Raw genomic sequence first — 16,598 nt, 5'->3', positions numbered from 1 at the left:
TCAGACATGCCCGCACGCCCCATCCACCTCTGGCCCCGCGCCAAGACCTACGTACGACAAGCCCCCGGCACCTACCTCTGGCTCGCCGCCCTCTTCGTCACCACCGTCGCCCTCCACCACATGACCCCCGCCTTCGAAACCACCTTCCTGCGCCAGCGCTCGACCAACCTCCACGAGCTCTCCCAGAACCCCGTCCGCGTCCTCGTGGCCTCCGCCTTCTGGATCGACGGCAGCAGCTGGTGGCCCTACGCCGCCCTCTACACCCTCCTCCACGCCCCCACCGAACACCGCCTCGGCACCCCCCGCTGGCTCGCCGTCGTCGCCGCCTCGCACGTCCTCGCCACCCTCATCAGCGAAGGCGCCCTCCTCTGGGCCATCCGCCACGGCCACGCCCCCACCTCCGCCGTCAACACCCTCGACGTAGGCGTCAGTTACGCCCTCGCCGGAGTCGCCGCCGTCCTCACCTACCTCATCCCCTCCCCCTGGCGCTACGCCTACCTCGCCGCCGTCCTCACCCTCTACGGCCTCCCCCTCCTCACCGGCACCGGCCGCACCTTCACCGACCTCGGCCACGCCACCGCCGTCCTCATCGGCCTGTCCTGCCGCCCCCTCACCCGCGCCCCCACACCCGCCCCGCTCACCCCCTGCCGCAAACCCCCACCCCCGCAGTAACGTCCACCGCCATGAGCAGCACGCACCGCAGCACCACCACCACCGTCAACGGCGGCATCTCCTACTGGTACGCCGACGACGGCCTCCCCGACACCCGCGAACCCCTCCCCGGCGACGCGACCGCCGACGTCGTCATCGTCGGCGGCGGCTACACCGGCCTGTGGACCGCCTACTACCTCAAAAAGGCCGCCCCCTTCCTCCGCATCACCGTCCTCGAACAGAAGTTCTGCGGCTACGGCGCCTCCGGCCGCAACGGCGGCTGGCTCTACAACGGCGTCGCCGGCCGCGACCGCTACGCCAAACTCCACGGCCACGACGCCGCCGTCCGCCTCCAGCAGGCCATGAACGACACCGTCACCGAGGTCATCGACGTCGCCAAGGCCGAGGACATCGACGCCGACATCCACCACGGCGGCGTCCTCGAAGTCGCCTACACCCCCGCCCAACTCGCCCGCCTCAAGGCCTTCCACGCGACCGAGGTCTCCTACGGCGAGAAGGAACGCACCCTGCACGGCGCCCGCGAGACGGCCGAACGCATCCGCGTCGCCGGCGCCGTCGGCTCCACCTGGACCCCCCACGGCGCCCGCCTGCACCCCGTCAAGCTCGTCAAGGGCCTCGCCCGCGCCGCCGAAGCCCTCGGCGTCACCATCCACGAATCCACCCCCGTCACCGAGATCAAGCCCAAGCACGCCATCACCCCCTACGGCACCGTGCGCGCCCCCTACGTCCTGCGCTGCACCGAAGGCTTCACCGCCTCCCTCAGGGGCAGCCGCCGCACCTGGCTCCCCATGAACTCCTCCATGATCGCCACCGAGCCCCTCACCCCGGCCCAGTGGGAATCCATCGGCTGGGAAGGCCGCGAAACCCTCGGCGACATGGCCCACGCCTACATGTACGCCCAGCGCACCGCCGACGACCGCATCGCCCTCGGCGGACGCGGCGTCCCCTACCGCTTCGGCTCCCGCACCGACAACGACGGCCGCACCCAGCCCCACACCGTCGAGGCCCTGTACGACATCCTCACCCGCTTCTTCCCCCAGCTCACCGGCCTCGGCATCGCCCACGCCTGGTCCGGCGTCCTCGGCGTCCCCCGCGACTGGTGCGCCTCCGTCAGCCTGGACCGTTCGACCGGCCTCGGCTGGGCCGGCGGCTACGTGGGCTCCGGCGTGGCCACGGCGAACCTGGCCGCCCGCACCCTGCGCGACCTCGTCCAGCAGGACTCCGGCCAGTCCGGCCCCACCGACCTCACGGCCCTCCCCTGGGCCAACCACAAGGTCCGCAAGTGGGAGCCCGAACCCTTCCGCTGGCTCGGCGTCCACGGCATGTACGCCACGTACCACGCCGCCGACCGCCGCGAACTGACCGGCCACAGCGCGGACTCCTCCCGCCTCGCCAAGGCCGCCGACAAGATCGCCGGCCGCGGCTGACCGGCCGCGACAACGGGCTGTTGTCGCGCCCCCGCCCGAGTTGTTGGCCCCACCATGGCCCCGAGGACTTCACTCGGGGCCATGACCACAGAAGCCACGCCCCGCACCGTCGTCACCCGCTACATCGAGGCGGTGGCCACCGGCGACCTCCCCACGATCAGGTCCTCCTTCGCGGAGGACGCGACCTGGACCTACCCGGGCACCGACCTCCCCCTCTCCGGCACCTGGCGCGGTCGCGACACGATCCTCGACGACTTCCTCGGCAAGGCCACGGCGTCCCTCTTCGCCCCCGGCACCACCCCCACCATCACCCTGACGAACGTCCTGGCGGACGGCCCGACCGTGATAGCCGAATGGCGAGCCCAGGCCGAAGCCGCCACCGGCGCCCGCTACGACAACCACTGCCTGGGCATCTTCACCGTCCACGCCGGCAAGATCACCGAAGTCCGCGAGTACACGGACACCCGCCACGCGGCCCAGGCCCTGTTCGGCCTCTGAACAGCGAAAACCCCAGGTCACACCTGCGGTGACCCGGGGTTTCGGCTGATCGTGGAGCCCCCTGTCGGATTCGAACCGACGACCTACGCATTACAAGTGCGTTGCTCTGGCCAGCTGAGCTAAGGAGGCAGCCCGTGCAGTGTAACCAACGCCGTCCGCGGACCTCTCGAAGATTCCGGCGAATCCCACAGCCCCCGACCTGCTGACATACCCGCCCCCCGCCGGGTACGGTCCCAGCAGTTCACTCGCGTGGACTACACCACTCACCACCTTCCACTACGGATCGTCCGGCACGTTCCTGCCGGTGAAGGGGGCTTCACAGCCATGGCTTCTGTCACGTTCGACAAGGCGACCCGCGTCTACCCGGGTTCCACCAAGCCCGCCGTCGACGGCCTGGACATCGAGATCGAGGACGGCGAGTTCCTCGTCCTCGTCGGTCCGTCCGGCTGCGGCAAGTCGACCTCCCTGCGCATGCTCGCGGGTCTCGAGGACGTCAACGGCGGTGCGATCCGCATCGGCGACCGCGACGTCACGCACCTGCCGCCCAAGGACCGGGACATCGCCATGGTGTTCCAGAACTACGCGCTGTACCCGCACATGAGCGTCGCCGACAACATGGGCTTCGCCCTGAAGATCGCCGGCGTGAACAAGGCGGAGATCCGGCAGAAGGTCGAGGAGGCCGCCAAGATCCTCGACCTGACCGAGTACCTGGACCGCAAGCCGAAGGCGCTGTCCGGTGGTCAGCGTCAGCGTGTGGCGATGGGCCGCGCCATCGTGCGTGAGCCGCAGGTGTTCCTCATGGACGAGCCGCTGTCGAACCTCGACGCCAAGCTCCGTGTCAGCACCCGTACGCAGATCGCCTCGCTCCAGCGCCGCCTCGGCATCACGACCGTGTACGTCACGCACGACCAGGTCGAGGCCATGACCATGGGCGACCGCGTGGCCGTGCTCAAGGACGGTCTGCTCCAGCAGGTCGACTCGCCGCGCAACATGTACGACAAGCCGGCGAACCTGTTCGTCGCCGGCTTCATCGGCTCCCCGGCGATGAACCTGGTCGAGGTGCCGATCACCGACGGCGGCGTGAAGTTCGGCAACTCGGTCGTGCCGGTGAACCGCGACGCGCTGAAGGCCGCGTCCGACAAGGGCGACCGCACGGTCACGGTCGGCGTGCGCCCCGAGCACTTCGACGTCGTGGAGCACGGCGGCGGCGAGGCCTCGAAGTCCCTGACGAAGGACTCCAGCGACGCCCCGGCCGGTCTCGCGGTGTCCGTGAACGTGGTCGAGGAGCTCGGCGCCGACGGTTACGTCTACGGCACCGCTCGCGTCGGCGGCGAGGACAAGGACCTGGTCGTCCGCGTCAACGGCCGCCGGGTGCCGGAGAAGGGCGCCGAACTGCACGTGGTTCCGCGTCCGGGCGAGACCCACGTGTTCTCGACGTCCACGGGTGAGCGTCTCTCCGACTGACCCGGAGCGACCGTCTTCGAAGGCCCTCGCACCTCGGTGCGGGGGCCTTCGTTGTCGACAAATACCCCGGCAAATAGGACTTTTGGGCCAGCCGCGTCAACGCCCAAGCAAAGAAACCCCGTTGCCTGTCCCTCGGTCGAGTGACTAAATGTCGCCAAATCATCACCGACCGCTACGCTCACTCGCGTGACGCACTCCGCTAACTACACCCAGAGGTCGCGCCGAGCCCGGGGCCAGGGCCCCGCCCGCCGCGCCGCCCGCACGCTCGCCTTCGTCCTGCCGGTGATGCTGGTGCTCTCCGGGACCCTCGCGGTCACCCGGGTCAACTGGTCGGGAGGTTCGCAGGATTCCATCCTGACAGCTTCCTCGCAGGACGTCTCGGCGCGCGCCAAGTCCCGCGCGCCCCAGGACATCCTGCGCGACCGCCTGCTCGAGGAGCTCCAGGAGGAGAACCCGGGCGTCGCGCTCACGCATCTCCAGCAGGAGATCGACCGGCGGCCCTCGTTGGCGAAGCACTGCATGACGATCGCCAAGGCCCTCGGCCGCGCCGCCGTGCACGCGTACGGCCCGGCCCGCGCGCAGTCCTACGCCCGCCCGGTCTGCGACACGTCCTTCGCCTCCGGGGTCGCCGGCTTCCGAGGCTGACCTCCGAGGGGCCCTGGGGCTCCTCCCTGCCCGACGGGCCGTGCGCGGCTAGGGTTCCGGTCATGACGACCGTCGAACCGGCCGCGCACGGCCCGCACGCGTTCCCGCAGCACCGCCCGACGCAGGCCGTCGTCCTGGCGGGCGGCCAGGGCTCACGCCTGCGCCCCTACACGGACGACCGGCCCAAGCCGATGGTGGAGATCCCGGGCACGGGCATGCCGATCATCGGGCACCAGCTGGCCTGGCTGGCCGCCGAGGGCGTCACCGATGCCGTGGTCTCGTGCGGCCATCTCGCGGAGGTCCTCCAGGACTGGCTGCGCGAGACCGAGCTGCCACTGCGGGTCACGACGGCCGTCGAGAAGGAGCCGCTGGGGCGCGGCGGCGGCCTCAAGTACGCGGCGGGTCATCTGCCGCACCCGGACCGCCCCTGGTACGCGACGAACGGCGACATCTGGACGCGGTTCTCGCTGCGCGAGATGGCCGACTTCCACGCCGAGCGCGAGGCGACGGCGACGCTGGCGCTGGCCCGGCCGCGCATCCCGTGGGGCGCGGTGGAGACCGACGCGTTCGGCCACATCACGGACTTCATCGAGGCGCCACCGTCGCCGTATCTGATCAACGCGGGCGTGTACGTGTTCTCCGCCGAGTTCGCGTCGCTGCTGCCGGACCTCGGCGACCACGAGCGGACCACGTTCCCGCGGCTGGCCCGCGCCAAGCGCCTCGCCGGGTTCCCGCTCCCGCAGGGCGCGTACTGGCGGGCCATCGACACCGCGAAGGACCTCACGGAGGCCGCCAAGGAGCTTGCCGCACAGGCTCGTTGAGCCGTCCCGCACTGCGCTTTTGTACGACGACGGGGCCCCGCACACCACGTGTGCGGGGCCCCGTCGTCATGGGGGTCGTGGCGGCGGTCAGCCGCCGAGGAGGCCGCCCACCAGACCCGGCTTCTCGGCGCCGCCGTCGGAGCCGCCCGAGGTGGTGCCGCCGTCGGAGGTGCCGCCGGTCGTGCCGCCGGAGGTCGGACCGCTGGTGGTGCCGGCGCTGGTGGCCGGCTGCTGCGGTGTCGTCTGCTGCGGCGGGGCCTGTCCGGCCGTCGCGCCCTGTGTCTGGGCGGGCGTCGTGGTGCCGCTGGTCGCGCCGGCGGTCTCCCGGGCGCTCGGCGCGCCGGTCGGGCTCGACGTGGTGCCCTGGGTGGGCGAGTTGACCGCCGAGGGGCTCTGCGAGCGGCGCTTCTCCTTGCGGTGTCCGGGTTCGGACGGGAGCGGGGAGCCGGGCAGTTCGTTGCGCGGGGTGTCGCCGGGGCCGGGGGCGGTGACGCGGTCGGAGTCGCGGACGGCGGCGCCGAGCAGCGAGCCGATGAGGAGCGTGCCGCCGATGACGAGGGTGGCGACGACGGTGCCGCGGCGCAGGACGTAGCGGCGCAGTTCACCGAGTGCGGCGCGCGGGCCGAGGCGTCGCCAGGCGCCGCTGGCGAGTCGTCCGTCAACGGAGTAGACGGGGGCGCCCGCGATGATGAGCGGGGACCAGGCGGCCAGGTAGATGATGTCCGGCGTGTCGTAGGCCGGGACGGTCTTCCAGCTGACGGTGACGAGGAGTGCGGCGGAGAGCAGGGCGCCGAAGACTGCGGCGAGCCGCTGCCAGAGTCCGAGCACGGTCAGAACGCCGACGATGACCTGGAGGAAGGCGATGGCGAGTCCGGCGCCGACGGGGTGCTGGAGGGCCCAGTCGCGCAGGGGTTCGGCGAGGGCCCACGGGTGCAGCGAGTTGAGCCACTTGACCATGGAGCCGCGTTCGCCGCCGTCGAAGTAGACGGGGTCGCAGAGCTTGCCCATGCCGGCGTAGATGGAGATGAAGCCGAGGAAGACGCGCAGCGGGAGCAGCACGACGCCGAGGTTCATACGGCGGCCCGGGTAGTAGGCGTGCCGGACGGGGCCGTAGCGGCGGGCGGCGCGCTCGTGCTCGGGGTCGCCGTCGGAGCCCTCGAACTCGTCGTCCGCGTAGGCGACGGGGGCGAGTTCGCCGGTGTCCTCGAAGGCGCTGCCGGCCTGGCGCATCTGGGGCAGGATCCGGGTGCCGGGGGCGCCGGCCTGCTGCCCGATGACGGGCGTCTCCTGCGTCGGCTCGTCCCGGTACAGGTCGAGGTCGTCGGCGAGGTCGCGGGCGATGTCGACCCGTGGGATGACCTGGGTGGATCCGCCGTCGTCGACGGGGTCGCCGACACGGCGGGCGCCCTGCAGGAGTCCGCCGGTGTCGAGGCCTCCGCCGCCGCTCATGACGACACGGCGGCGCCGGGCACCGGGGGTGCCCGCGGCCGTGATGACGGGGACGCGCGGGCCCAGGGCGCTCACGTGCCGTGCGATGCGCGGGAGTTGCGTCTGTTGCCCCCGGGGGAGCTGCACGCGGAAGCTCGCGTGATTGACGATGACCTGCGCCGGGTCGCACGGAACCTTCACCATGCTCAGCGCGGGGCCGTCGTCGAATCCCGACGAGCGATCCCCCGAGGGAGTGCGGGGCGTTCTGGTGTCCACACTCATCTAACCGAGTGATGTGTGTTTAGGACACTGCCTCATGCCCACCGAAATGTCCGGACCCCGTCAAGCCCGGACAGGCCCTGGTCAGCCCGGGTCGAACCCGGGCTGACCTCGCGCTCAGCCGCGTCGGCGGGCCGCCTCGTAGAGGACGACACCTGCGGCCACACCGGCGTTCAGCGACTCGGCGCCGCCCGGCATCGGGATCCGCACGCGGTAGTCGCAGGTCTCGCCGACGAGGCGGGACAGGCCCTTGCCCTCGCTGCCGACGACGATGACGACGGGGCCCTCGAGGGCCGCCAGGTCACCGACGGTGCTTTCGCCGTCGGCCGCGAGGCCCACGACGACGATCCCGGCCTTCTTGTACTGCTCCAGGGCGCGGGTCAGGTTCGTGGCGCGGGCCACCGGCGTGCGCGCGGCGGTACCGGCGGACGTCTTCCACGCGCCGGCGGTCATGCCGGCGGCGCGGCGCTCGGGCACGAGGACGCCGTGGCCGCCGAACGCGGAGACGGAGCGGACGACGGCGCCGAGGTTGCGCGGGTCGGTCACGCCGTCGAGGGCGACGATCAGCGGGTCCTGGCCCTCGTCGTAGGCGGCGGCGACGAGGTCCTCGGGGTGCGCGTACTCGTAGGGCGGGACCTGGAGGACGAGGCCCTGGTGGTTGAGCCCGTTGGTCATGCGGTCGAGCTCGGGGCGGGGGGCCTCCATGAGGTGGATGCCGCCGCGGTCGCCGGCGAGCTGCAGGGCCTCGCGGACACGCTCGTCGTTGTCGATGAACTGCTGCACGTACAGCGTCACCGCGGGCACGCCCTCGCGGAGCGCCTCGACGACGGGGTTGCGGCCGACGACCATCTCGGAGGTCGCCTTGCCGCGGGGGCCGCCGGTGCGGCTGGTGGGGCGGCCCTGGGCGCGCTTGGCCTGGGCGTTCGCGATGCGGTTCTTCTTGTGCTTCTTGCGCATCTCGGCGGGCGGGGTCGGGCCCCGGCCTTCGAGGCCCTTGCGCCGCTGGCCGCCACTGCCGACCTGCGCGCCCTTCTTGCCGGACATGCGGCGGTTGTTGTTGGCGGCCATGACCTACCTGTCTCTTACGTCTGTCTGTGGATGTGTACGTCTATGCAGTGTGCCGCCCGATCGCCCGGGCGGCACATTCGCCTGGTCCTCAGCGGGTGCCGAGGGTCCAGCGGGGTCCGCTCGGGCTGTCCTCGATGACAAGGCCGGACTGGCCGAGCTGGTCGCGGATGGCGTCGGCGGTCGCCCAGTCCTTACGGGCCCGCGCCGACTCCCGCTGGTCCAGCACGAGCCGTACGAGCGTGTCGACGACCCCGTGCAGGTCCTCGCTGCGGTCGCCCTCGCCGGCCCAGTGCGCGTCCAGCGGGTCCAGGCCGAGGACGCCGAGCATGGCGCGGACCTCGGCCAGGCGGGCGACCGCGGCTTCCTTGTCGTCGGCGGCCAGCGCGCTGTTGCCCTGGCGGACCGCGGTGTGCACGACGGCGAGCGCGCCGGGCACGCCCAGGTCGTCGTCCATCGCCTCGGCGAACGCCGGGGGCACCTCGTCGGCGGGGGCGACGGTGCCCCCGGCCAGCTCGGTGACCCGCTGGACGAAGCCCTCGATCCGCGCGAACGCGGACTCGGCCTCGCGCAGGGCCTCCTCGCTGTACTCGATCGTCGAGCGGTAGTGCGGGGTGCCCAGGTAGTAGCGCAGCACGATCGGCCGCCAGTGCTTGACCATCTCGCCGACGAGCACGCTGTTGCCCAGCGACTTGGACATCTTCTCGCCGGACATGGTGACCCACGAGTTGTGGACCCAGTACTTGGCGAACTCGTCGCCGAAGGCCTTGGCCTGCGCGATCTCGTTCTCGTGGTGCGGGAAGATCAGGTCGATGCCGCCGCCGTGGATGTCGAACGCGGAGCCCAGGTACTTGTGGGCCATCGCCGAGCACTCCAGGTGCCAGCCGGGACGGCCGCGCCCCCAGGGGGTCTCCCAGTCGGGCTCGCCCGGCTTGGTCGCCTTCCACATCGCGAAGTCGCGCGGGTCGCGCTTGCCGGAGACGCCCTCGTCGGGCTGGCGCAGGTCGTCCAGGTCCTGGTTGGACAGCTCCAGGTAGCCGGGGAAGGACCGCACGTCGAAGTAGACGCTGCCGTCAGCCTCGTAGGCGTGACCGCGCTCGATGAGACCGCGCATCATCTCGATCATCTCGGGCACGTGCCCGGTGGCGCGGGGCTCGTAGGTGGGCGGCAGGCAGCCGAGTGCGTCGTAGGCGTCGTTGAACGCCCGCTCGTTCTCGTAGCCGATCGACCACCACGGCCGGTTCTGCTCCGCGGCCTTGCGGATGATCTTGTCGTCGATGTCCGTCACGTTCCGCACGAACGTCACGTCGTAGCCGCGGTACGTGAACCAGCGGCGCATGATGTCGAAGTTGAGGCCGGAACGGATGTGCCCGATATGGGGTGCGGCCTGCACCGTGGCGCCACACAGGTAGATCGAGACACAGCCCGGCGTGAGCGGGGTGAAATCGCGGATCTGCCGGGCGCTGGTGTCGTACAGGCGAATCGTCACCCCTCCAGGGTAGTGGCCCGGCACCCGTGCCCGTTCCCTCCGGGGGTTGGGCGGGGGGCGCCCCCGCCTGCCGGGTGCGGCCGTCGCGCGACCGCGGGCCGGTGGCTCCGTCCCGCGCAGTTCCCCGCGCCCCTGATGAGGCTGCGCCTCATCGGGGAAATGCGACCCGAAGGGTCTGCATTTCAGGGGCGCGGGGAACTGCGCGATCAGCCCCCACCGGGCCCGCACCCGGCGACGAAGCGGATGTCACCCCTTCGGGGACCGGACCACCAGTGCCGTTGCCACGGCCATCAGGCCTTCGCCACGCCCCGGGAAACCGAGACCGTCCGTCGTCGCGCCGGAGACGGAGACAGGGGCCCCCGCCGCACCGGAGAGGATCGACTCCGCCTCGGCCCGCCGCTTGCCGATCTTGGGCCGGGGCCCGACGGCCTGCACCGCGACGTTGCCGATGACGAAGCCCGCGTCACGGACGATCCGCGCGGCCTCCGTGAGGAGGGTGAGCCCGGAGGCCCCGGCCCACTCGGGACGGGACGTGCCGAAGTGCTGCCCCAGGTCGCCGAGCCCCGCGGCGGAGAACAGCGCGTTGCACGCCGCGTGCGCGACGACGTCCGCGTCGGAGTGCCCGGCGAGTCCGGGCCCCTCCCCCTCCCACTTCAGGCCGGCGCACCACAGCTCGCGGCCCTCTTCGAAGGCGTGGATGTCGGTGCCGATGCCGACCTGCGGCAGGGCCACGGGGAACTCAGAACCCATCGTTGGCCCTCCTGCGGGCGAGTACGGCCTCGGCGAGGACGAGGTCCAGCGGCCGGGTCACCTTGAACGCCTCCTCGTGTCCGGGCACGAGGACGACCTGTTCGCCGAGCTTCTCGACCATGCTCGCGTCGTCGGTGACGTCGTCGGTGACGGTCTCGTGGGCGCGGACGAGGGTGGCGTGGTCGAAGCCCTGCGGCGTCTGCACGGCGCGCAGCCGGGCCCGGACGGGCGTGGCGACGACGGGCTCGGGCGAGCCGTCGGTCGAGGGCACGACCTCCTTGACCGTGTCGGCGAGGGGCAGCGCCGGTACGACGGCCGGGGCGCCGTCGCGTACGGCCTCGATGACCGCGTCGACGGTGTCGACGGGGACGAGCGGGCGGGCGGCGTCGTGCACGAGCACGATGTCGATGCCGTCCGGCAGCGCGTCGAGGCCGAGTTTCACGGACTCCTGGCGGGTGTCGCCGCCGGGCACGACGAGGAAGTCGGTGCGCTCGGGGAGGGCGTGGTCGGCAAGGAGGCTCTTCACCTCGGCCGCGCCCTCGGGGGGTGCGACGACCACGACGAGGGTGACGGCGCGGGAGGCGGCCATGGCGCGGACGGCGTGGATGAGCATCGGGGTGCCGTTGAGCGCGCGGAGCGCCTTGGGGGCGCCCGGGCCGAGGCGGACGCCCCGGCCGGCGGCCGGGATCACGGCCGCGGTACGTGCGCCACCGGTGACGGGACGCGTTTCGTCAGACATCGCTTCCGTTCAGGTTTGTACGCTCGGGGGTGGTGGGTATGGCCACATCGTGCCGGGCGCGACGCCTTGACCGGACCCTTCCGTGACACTGGTCGAGCCAGCTGCCCGGGCCCGGCACGCCAGTACGCCGAGGTCGGCGGTGTGGGGATGCGGGGGGTGTTTCGGGTACGAAACATGCCGCAGCGCCCGGCGACACCATCAGGGTCATCGGGCACCACGGCATGTTTTCGCTACGCGGCTACGGCGCGCGTCAGGACGCCAGGACCTCGTCGAGCAGGGCCTCGGCCTTGTCCTCGTTCGTGTTCTCCGCGAGCGCGAGCTCGCTCACCAGGATCTGGCGAGCCTTGGCGAGCATGCGCTTCTCGCCCGCGGACAGACCGCGCTCACGCTCCCGACGCCACAGGTCACGCACAACCTCCGCGACCTTGATGACATCGCCGGAGGCGAGCTTCTCCAGGTTTGCCTTGTAACGGCGCGACCAGTTCGTGGGCTCCTCGGCGTACGGCGCGCGCAGCACCTCGAAGACCCGGTCGAGACCGTCCTGACCGACCACATCACGCACGCCGACGAACTCCGCATTGTCCGCTGGCACACGTACCGTCAGGTCGCCCTGGGCGACCTTCAGCACCAAGTAGGTCTTGTCCACGCCTTTGATCTGACGAGTTTCGATAGCCTCGATCAGCGCGGCCCCGTGATGGGGATAGACCACGGTGTCGCCAACCTTGAACGTCATGTGACAGGTACCCCTTCCGTGGCTATCCAGGGTAACACGGAAACTGCGGGTTCTGAATGGCGTTTTCGCAGGTCAGGGCATATCTCGGGGCTTGACAACCACAACCGGAACGTGCTGCGGAGGGGTCCGGGAGGGCGGTATTCGCAGGTGGGAGCCACTGTCCGGCGGAGCCGAAACACGCCCGTCACAGGCCTCCGAACAGGCCGTCCATGTGTCGTACGTCCCATTTTGCGCGCTTCGAAGCACTACACTTCCGCTACTCCGTTCGCGGGCCATGAGTCCGTTCGAGTCGAATCCGGAATTGATCACCTGGATTCACCGGGCCGGGTGATCGTTTTTCCTGACCGGCGCGCATTCCTTACCGGAAATCCGCGCGGGCCCCTGGACTGCGGATATGCGAATGGTGAACGAGGGATGTCCTGAGGCCGGCTGATGCCATTGGTGACGGTGCGACGCGTGGGGAACACGGGGTGTTCCACCGGCGCCGGGAGGGGTCCGGGGTGGTCTAGGGGCGGGTCGGGTGCGGCGGGCGTGGGGCGGCTCGGTAACCTAAGGCCGCTGACAGACCCTTAGGGCGGCTTTACCTCCTTGTCTCACCCGAGGCACGGAGCCGCCCGCATCACCCCGTCCGCCCCCGTTCAAGGAGTTGCCGCCGCCGTGAGCAGCAGCCTTCGACGCGGCGCCCTCGCCGCCGCCGCCATCGCGTTCTCGATCGCCTCGCTCGCCGCGTGCGGTGCCGGCAACAACGCTCAGACGCTTCAGGTCAAGCCCGACAACGCAGCGGTCACGGTCGGTGACATCAAGGTCCAGAACGCGACCGTCATCACGCAGCCGGACCTGAAGTCGCAGGGCCCGGCCGTGGTCACCGCCACGCTGTTCAACAACGGCACCAAGGCGCAGACCCTCGACGCGATCACCGTCGACGGTGTCGGCAAGACCGCGAAGCTGACCGGCGCCAAGGGCGGCTCGAAGATCACCGTCCCGGCCGGCGGTTCCGTCGTCCTCGGCGGCGAGGGCAACGCCACCGCCGAGCTGCCCAACAGCCGCACCGCGGTCCTGGACGGCAACGCGCAGGCGATCACCTTCCGCTTCAGCGACGCCGGTGACGTGAAGCTCAAGGCGTTCGTGGTGCCGGCCGAGTCCTACTTCCAGAAGTGGGGCCCGAAGGAGATGCCGGCGACGCCGTCCGCGCCCGCCTCCTCCCCGGCCGGCAAGCAGTCGCAGTCGCCCTCCGGCGAGGCCACCGCGCCGTCCCAGTCGGCGTCCGGCTCCCCCGCCGGCTCGGCGAGCGAGAGCCCGGCCGCCGGTCACTGAGCCGCGTCCGGCACGTACAACGCCCGGAGGGCGGCTTTCCCACGACAGGGAAAGCCGCCCTCCGGGCGTTGGTGCGACGGGGTCCGGCTTAGGGCTCGAACTTGTAGCCCAGGCCGCGCACCGTGACCAGGTACCGGGGCGCGCCGGGGTCGGGCTCGATCTTGGCGCGCAGGCGCTTCACGTGGACGTCCAGGGTCTTGGTGTCGCCGACGTAGTCCGCGCCCCAGACCCGGTCGATGAGCTGCATACGGGTCAGCACGCGGCCCGCGTTGCGCAGCAGCATCTCCAGGAGGTCGAACTCCTTGAGCGGGAGGTCGACCTTGGAGCCGGAGACGGTGACGACGTGCCGGTCCACGTCCATGCGGACGGGTCCGGCCTCCAGGGCCTGCGGCGCGACCTCCTCCGGCTCCCCGCGGCGGCGCAGGACGGCCCGGATGCGGGCCACCAGTTCGCGCGAGGAGAAGGGCTTGGTCACGTAGTCGTCGGCTCCTATCTCCAGGCCGACGACCTTGTCGATCTCGCTGTCCTTGGCGGTCACCATGATGACCGGCACGTTCGAGCGGCCGCGCAGCTGGCGGCAGACCTCGGTGCCGGGCAGGCCCGGCAGCATCAGGTCGAGCAGCACGAGGTCGGCGCCGTTGCGCTCGAACTCGTCCAGGCCGTCGGGCCCGGTGGCCGCGATGGCGACCTCGAAGCCCTCCTTGCGGAGCATGTAGGACAGGGCGTCGGAGAAGGACTCCTCGTCCTCTACGACGAGCACTCGGGTCACGGAAGGACCTCCGGGGCAGGGGTGGATGCGTAGGCGGTGGTGCTGTCGGGCCCGTGTGCGTCGTCTTCGTCGCGTACGTTTCCGGGGCCTGAGGCGGTGGTCTTACGGGGACCGGGGGAGCCCGCGGCGGCCTCGGGCAGCCGCAGGGTGAAGGTGGAGCCCTGTCCCTCGGAGCTCCACACGGTGACTTCCCCGCCGTGCGAGGCGGCCACGTGCTTGACGATGGCGAGGCCGAGGCCGGTGCCGCCGGTGGCGCGGGAGCGGGCGGGGTCGACGCGGTAGAAGCGCTCGAAGATGCGCTCCTTGTCCTTGTCGGAGATGCCGATGCCCTGGTCGGTGACGGCGAGCTCGATGAGGTCTCCGCCGGGTGCGGTCACCCGGCGGGCGGCTATGCCGACGCGGGTGCGGGCGGGCGAGTAGTTGACCGCATTCTCGACGAGGTTGCCGAGGGCGGCGGCGAGCTGGCCGCGGTTGCCCCACACGTTGAGGTCGGCGGTGCCGCCGGAGGCCATGGTGATCTGTTTGCTGGCGGCGGGCTGGCGGCAGCGGTCCATGGCCTCGGCGACGAGTTCGTCGACGCGGACCGGCTCGGCGTCCTCCAGCGGGTCGTCGTTCTGCACCCGGGAGAGGTCGATGAGCTCCTGGACGAGGCTGGTGAGGCGGGTGGCCTCGATCTGCATGCGGCCGGCGAAGCGCTCGACGGCCTCGGGGTCGTCGGAGGCGTCCATGACGGCCTCCGACAGGAGGGAGAGGGCGCCGACGGGTGTCTTCAGCTCGTGGCTCACGTTGGCGACGAAGTCGCGTCGTACGGCCTCGATGCGCCGGGCCTCGGTGAGGTCCTCGACGAGGAGGAGCACGAGGCGGGAGCCGAGCGGGGCCACGCGGGCGGACACGGCGAGGGCGTCGCCCCGGCCGGTGCCGCGGCGCGGGAGGTCCAGCTCGACCTGGCGTATCTCTCCGTCGCGCCGGGTGTCGCGGGCCATCTGCAGCATCGGTTCGACGGCGAGCTTGCCGCCGCGTACGAGGCCGAGGGCGTAGGCGGCGGAGCTGGCCTTGACCACGCTGTCCGCCTCGTCGAGGACGACGGCGGAGGAGCGGAGCACGGACAGGACCGTGTCGACGCCGGGCGGAAGGACCGGGTCCGTGTGCAGGGAGGTGCGGGTGGGGCGTTTCTGGTCGCGTTCGCTCCAGCGGAACGCCAGCATGGCGATGACACCGGTGCACACCCCGGCGATCGCTGCCGCTGCGGCGACCGCCGCGTTCACGTCCATGTCTTCAGGTTATGCGCGGTCAGCGGGTGTCCCACAGCCGTCCGGGTGGCAGCTCGAACACTCGTCGCCCAGAGTTCACCTTGGGTACGGGGCTGATTCACTTGTGGTGCCGGATCCCGACGCGTACTGGGCCGAACGTGGGAGCGTGGGGCTGCCCCGGCCCCACGGACAGATGAGAGGGACGTTCGTATGCGTGACGCGTACCACGAGGAACTTGACTCGATCGGCGAGGGCCTGGTCGAGATGGCCCGCCTTGTCGGGTCGGCGATCGGGCGCGCCACCACGGCCATGCTCGACGCCGACCTCAAGCTCGCCGAGACCGTGATCGCCGCCGACCAGAAGGTGGACGACCTGCAGCACGAGCTGGAGGCGCGGGCCATAGCGCTGCTCGCCCGCCAGCAGCCGGTGGCGACGGATCTGCGGATCGTCGTGACGTCGCTGCGGATGAGCGCGGACCTGGAGCGCAGCGGTGACCTGGCCCAGCACGTGGCGAAGCTGACCCGGCTGCGGTTCCCGGACCGTGCCGTTCCGCACGACCTGCACGCGACCATCCTGGAGATGGGTCAGCTGGCGCAGCGCCTGATGGCGAAGGCGGCCGAGGTCATCATCACCAAGGACGTCGATCTGGCGATGCAGCTGGAGCAGGACGACGACGAGATGGACCTGCTGCACCGCACGCTCTTCCAGCACCTGATGGACGAGAAGTGGAAGCACGGCATCGAGACGGCCGTGGACGTGACGCTGCTCGGCCGCTACTACGAGCGGTTCGCGGACCACGCGGTGTCGGTGGCCAAGCGGGTCGTGTACCTGGTGACGGGCGAGCACGCGGACGAGCTGCAGCAGGCGGAGTCGTCGGTGGAGGGCGCGTAGCGGAGTGCGGGGCGCGCGGGGTGGGGCGGGGCGCGTCGCGTAACCCCGTGCGCCGTTGATGCGCCGTACCGGGGTGGGCATGCAATGGGGAGGAAGGCGACCCACGCCTTGGAGGAGGGACCCCATGACCGATTCCCCCGTCACGACGACCGACTCCCCGCAGGAGGCGCCGCGCGACGTGGTGTTCCTGCCCGTCCTCGGCGCCTGCGGCTGCGGCTCAGGCTGCGGGTGCGGCTGCCAGTCGGGTGCGCCGTGCCAGTGCGGCGGCTGCTGCGGGTAGCCACGACGCGGTGAGGGGCGGCCCCGGCGCGGGGCCGCCCCTCACGTGTGCGCCGGGCCGTTCGCGCGGATGGGTACCGTACGG

17 protein-coding genes and 1 tRNA gene are annotated in these 16,598 nt (G+C 71.3%); 9 read left to right on the top strand and 9 right to left on the bottom strand.

From position 1 onward, the window contains the following. Window positions 1-6 precede the first annotated feature (6 nt). From ACZ4E1_RS15965 to ACZ4E1_RS15955, 3 genes are all read left to right on the top strand, one after another. Window positions 7-672 carry a rhomboid-like protein gene (locus tag ACZ4E1_RS15965; RefSeq protein WP_467539703.1) on the top strand — a complete coding sequence of 222 codons (666 nt, stop codon included), beginning with the start codon at window positions 7-9 and terminating at the stop codon, window positions 670-672. A gap of 11 nt (window positions 673-683) precedes the next feature. Then, window positions 684-2,099, top strand: a complete 1,416-nt coding sequence (locus ACZ4E1_RS15960; RefSeq protein ID WP_467539702.1) for an NAD(P)/FAD-dependent oxidoreductase — start codon at window positions 684-686, stop codon at window positions 2,097-2,099. Between the two features lie 81 nt (window positions 2,100-2,180). Continuing rightward, entirely contained in the window at window positions 2,181-2,597 is a 417-nt protein-coding gene (locus ACZ4E1_RS15955; protein WP_467539701.1) for a nuclear transport factor 2 family protein, read from the top strand. A gap of 52 nt (window positions 2,598-2,649) precedes the next feature. On the opposite strand, the gene ACZ4E1_RS15950 is transcribed toward ACZ4E1_RS15955, so the two are convergent. Then, window positions 2,650-2,726 (bottom strand) — tRNA-Thr (locus ACZ4E1_RS15950). A 195-nt stretch (window positions 2,727-2,921) separates the two neighbouring features. Between ACZ4E1_RS15950 and ACZ4E1_RS15945 the strand changes: the two genes are divergently transcribed. The 3 genes from ACZ4E1_RS15945 to ACZ4E1_RS15935 all read left to right on the top strand — a co-directional run bounded on the left by ACZ4E1_RS15945 (window position 2,922) and on the right by ACZ4E1_RS15935 (window position 5,527). Beyond that, entirely contained in the window at window positions 2,922-4,061 is a 1,140-nt protein-coding gene (locus ACZ4E1_RS15945; protein WP_399130528.1) for an ABC transporter ATP-binding protein, read from the top strand. Window positions 4,062-4,247: 186 nt separating this feature from the next. After that, window positions 4,248-4,706, top strand: a complete 459-nt coding sequence (locus tag ACZ4E1_RS15940; RefSeq protein ID WP_467539700.1) for a hypothetical protein — start codon at window positions 4,248-4,250, stop codon at window positions 4,704-4,706. A 62-nt stretch (window positions 4,707-4,768) separates the two neighbouring features. Beyond that, window positions 4,769-5,527 carry a nucleotidyltransferase family protein gene (locus ACZ4E1_RS15935; RefSeq protein ID WP_467539699.1) on the top strand — a complete coding sequence of 253 codons (759 nt, stop codon included), beginning with the start codon at window positions 4,769-4,771 and terminating at the stop codon, window positions 5,525-5,527. 87 nt (window positions 5,528-5,614) lie between these two features. Here the strand turns inward: ACZ4E1_RS15935 and ACZ4E1_RS15930 are convergent, their stop codons facing one another. The 6 genes from ACZ4E1_RS15930 to ACZ4E1_RS15905 all read right to left on the bottom strand — a co-directional run bounded on the left by ACZ4E1_RS15930 (window position 5,615) and on the right by ACZ4E1_RS15905 (window position 12,010). Beyond that, entirely contained in the window at window positions 5,615-7,231 is a 1,617-nt protein-coding gene (locus ACZ4E1_RS15930; protein ID WP_467539964.1) for a DoxX family protein, read from the bottom strand. A 120-nt stretch (window positions 7,232-7,351) separates the two neighbouring features. Continuing rightward, window positions 7,352-8,302: a 23S rRNA (guanosine(2251)-2'-O)-methyltransferase RlmB gene (gene rlmB / locus ACZ4E1_RS15925; RefSeq protein WP_467539698.1), complete on the bottom strand. Its 951-nt coding sequence runs from the start codon at window positions 8,300-8,302 to the stop codon at window positions 7,352-7,354. Between the two features lie 88 nt (window positions 8,303-8,390). Beyond that, a complete protein-coding gene (gene cysS, locus ACZ4E1_RS15920; RefSeq protein ID WP_467539697.1) occupies window positions 8,391-9,788 on the bottom strand; it encodes a cysteine--tRNA ligase in 1,398 nt (465 codons plus the stop codon). Between the two features lie 246 nt (window positions 9,789-10,034). Beyond that, the gene (gene ispF, locus ACZ4E1_RS15915; protein ID WP_467539696.1) at window positions 10,035-10,538 is read right to left on the bottom strand and encodes a 2-C-methyl-D-erythritol 2,4-cyclodiphosphate synthase; all 504 of its coding nucleotides are present in this window, start codon (window positions 10,536-10,538) and stop codon (window positions 10,035-10,037) included. After that, the gene (gene ispD / locus ACZ4E1_RS15910; protein ID WP_467539695.1) at window positions 10,528-11,277 is read right to left on the bottom strand and encodes a 2-C-methyl-D-erythritol 4-phosphate cytidylyltransferase; all 750 of its coding nucleotides are present in this window, start codon (window positions 11,275-11,277) and stop codon (window positions 10,528-10,530) included. The genes ispF and ispD overlap by 11 nt, the downstream gene beginning before the upstream one ends. 250 nt (window positions 11,278-11,527) lie before the next feature. Next, entirely contained in the window at window positions 11,528-12,010 is a 483-nt protein-coding gene (locus ACZ4E1_RS15905; protein ID WP_003953493.1) for a CarD family transcriptional regulator, read from the bottom strand. A gap of 657 nt (window positions 12,011-12,667) precedes the next feature. On the opposite strand from ACZ4E1_RS15905, the gene ACZ4E1_RS15900 reads away from it, so the two are divergent. Continuing rightward, window positions 12,668-13,324 (top strand): copper chaperone PCu(A)C domain-containing protein, encoded by a 657-nt coding sequence (locus ACZ4E1_RS15900; protein ID WP_467539694.1) that lies wholly within the window; start codon window positions 12,668-12,670, stop codon window positions 13,322-13,324. 88 nt (window positions 13,325-13,412) lie between these two features. Here the strand turns inward: ACZ4E1_RS15900 and phoP are convergent, their stop codons facing one another. Both phoP and phoR read right to left on the bottom strand, forming a co-directional pair. Beyond that, entirely contained in the window at window positions 13,413-14,084 is a 672-nt protein-coding gene (gene phoP / locus ACZ4E1_RS15895) for a two-component system response regulator PhoP (protein ID WP_467539963.1), read from the bottom strand. 5 nt (window positions 14,085-14,089) lie between these two features. After that, window positions 14,090-15,364 carry a two-component system sensor histidine kinase PhoR gene (phoR, locus tag ACZ4E1_RS15890; RefSeq protein WP_467539693.1) on the bottom strand — a complete coding sequence of 425 codons (1,275 nt, stop codon included), beginning with the start codon at window positions 15,362-15,364 and terminating at the stop codon, window positions 14,090-14,092. A gap of 189 nt (window positions 15,365-15,553) precedes the next feature. On the opposite strand from phoR, the gene phoU reads away from it, so the two are divergent. Together phoU and ACZ4E1_RS15880 are read left to right on the top strand one after the other, a co-directional pair. Further along, entirely contained in the window at window positions 15,554-16,234 is a 681-nt protein-coding gene (gene phoU / locus ACZ4E1_RS15885) for a phosphate signaling complex protein PhoU (RefSeq protein WP_467539692.1), read from the top strand. Window positions 16,235-16,358: 124 nt separating this feature from the next. After that, the gene (locus ACZ4E1_RS15880) at window positions 16,359-16,514 is read left to right on the top strand and encodes a hypothetical protein (RefSeq protein ID WP_467539691.1); all 156 of its coding nucleotides are present in this window, start codon (window positions 16,359-16,361) and stop codon (window positions 16,512-16,514) included. Window positions 16,515-16,598: the final 84 nt, after the last annotated feature.

This window comes from Streptomyces sp. NPDC025806 (assembly GCF_055558275.1).
The sequence above is the reverse complement of the archived record's forward strand: the minus strand, read 5'-3'. Positions and strand labels throughout refer to the sequence as shown.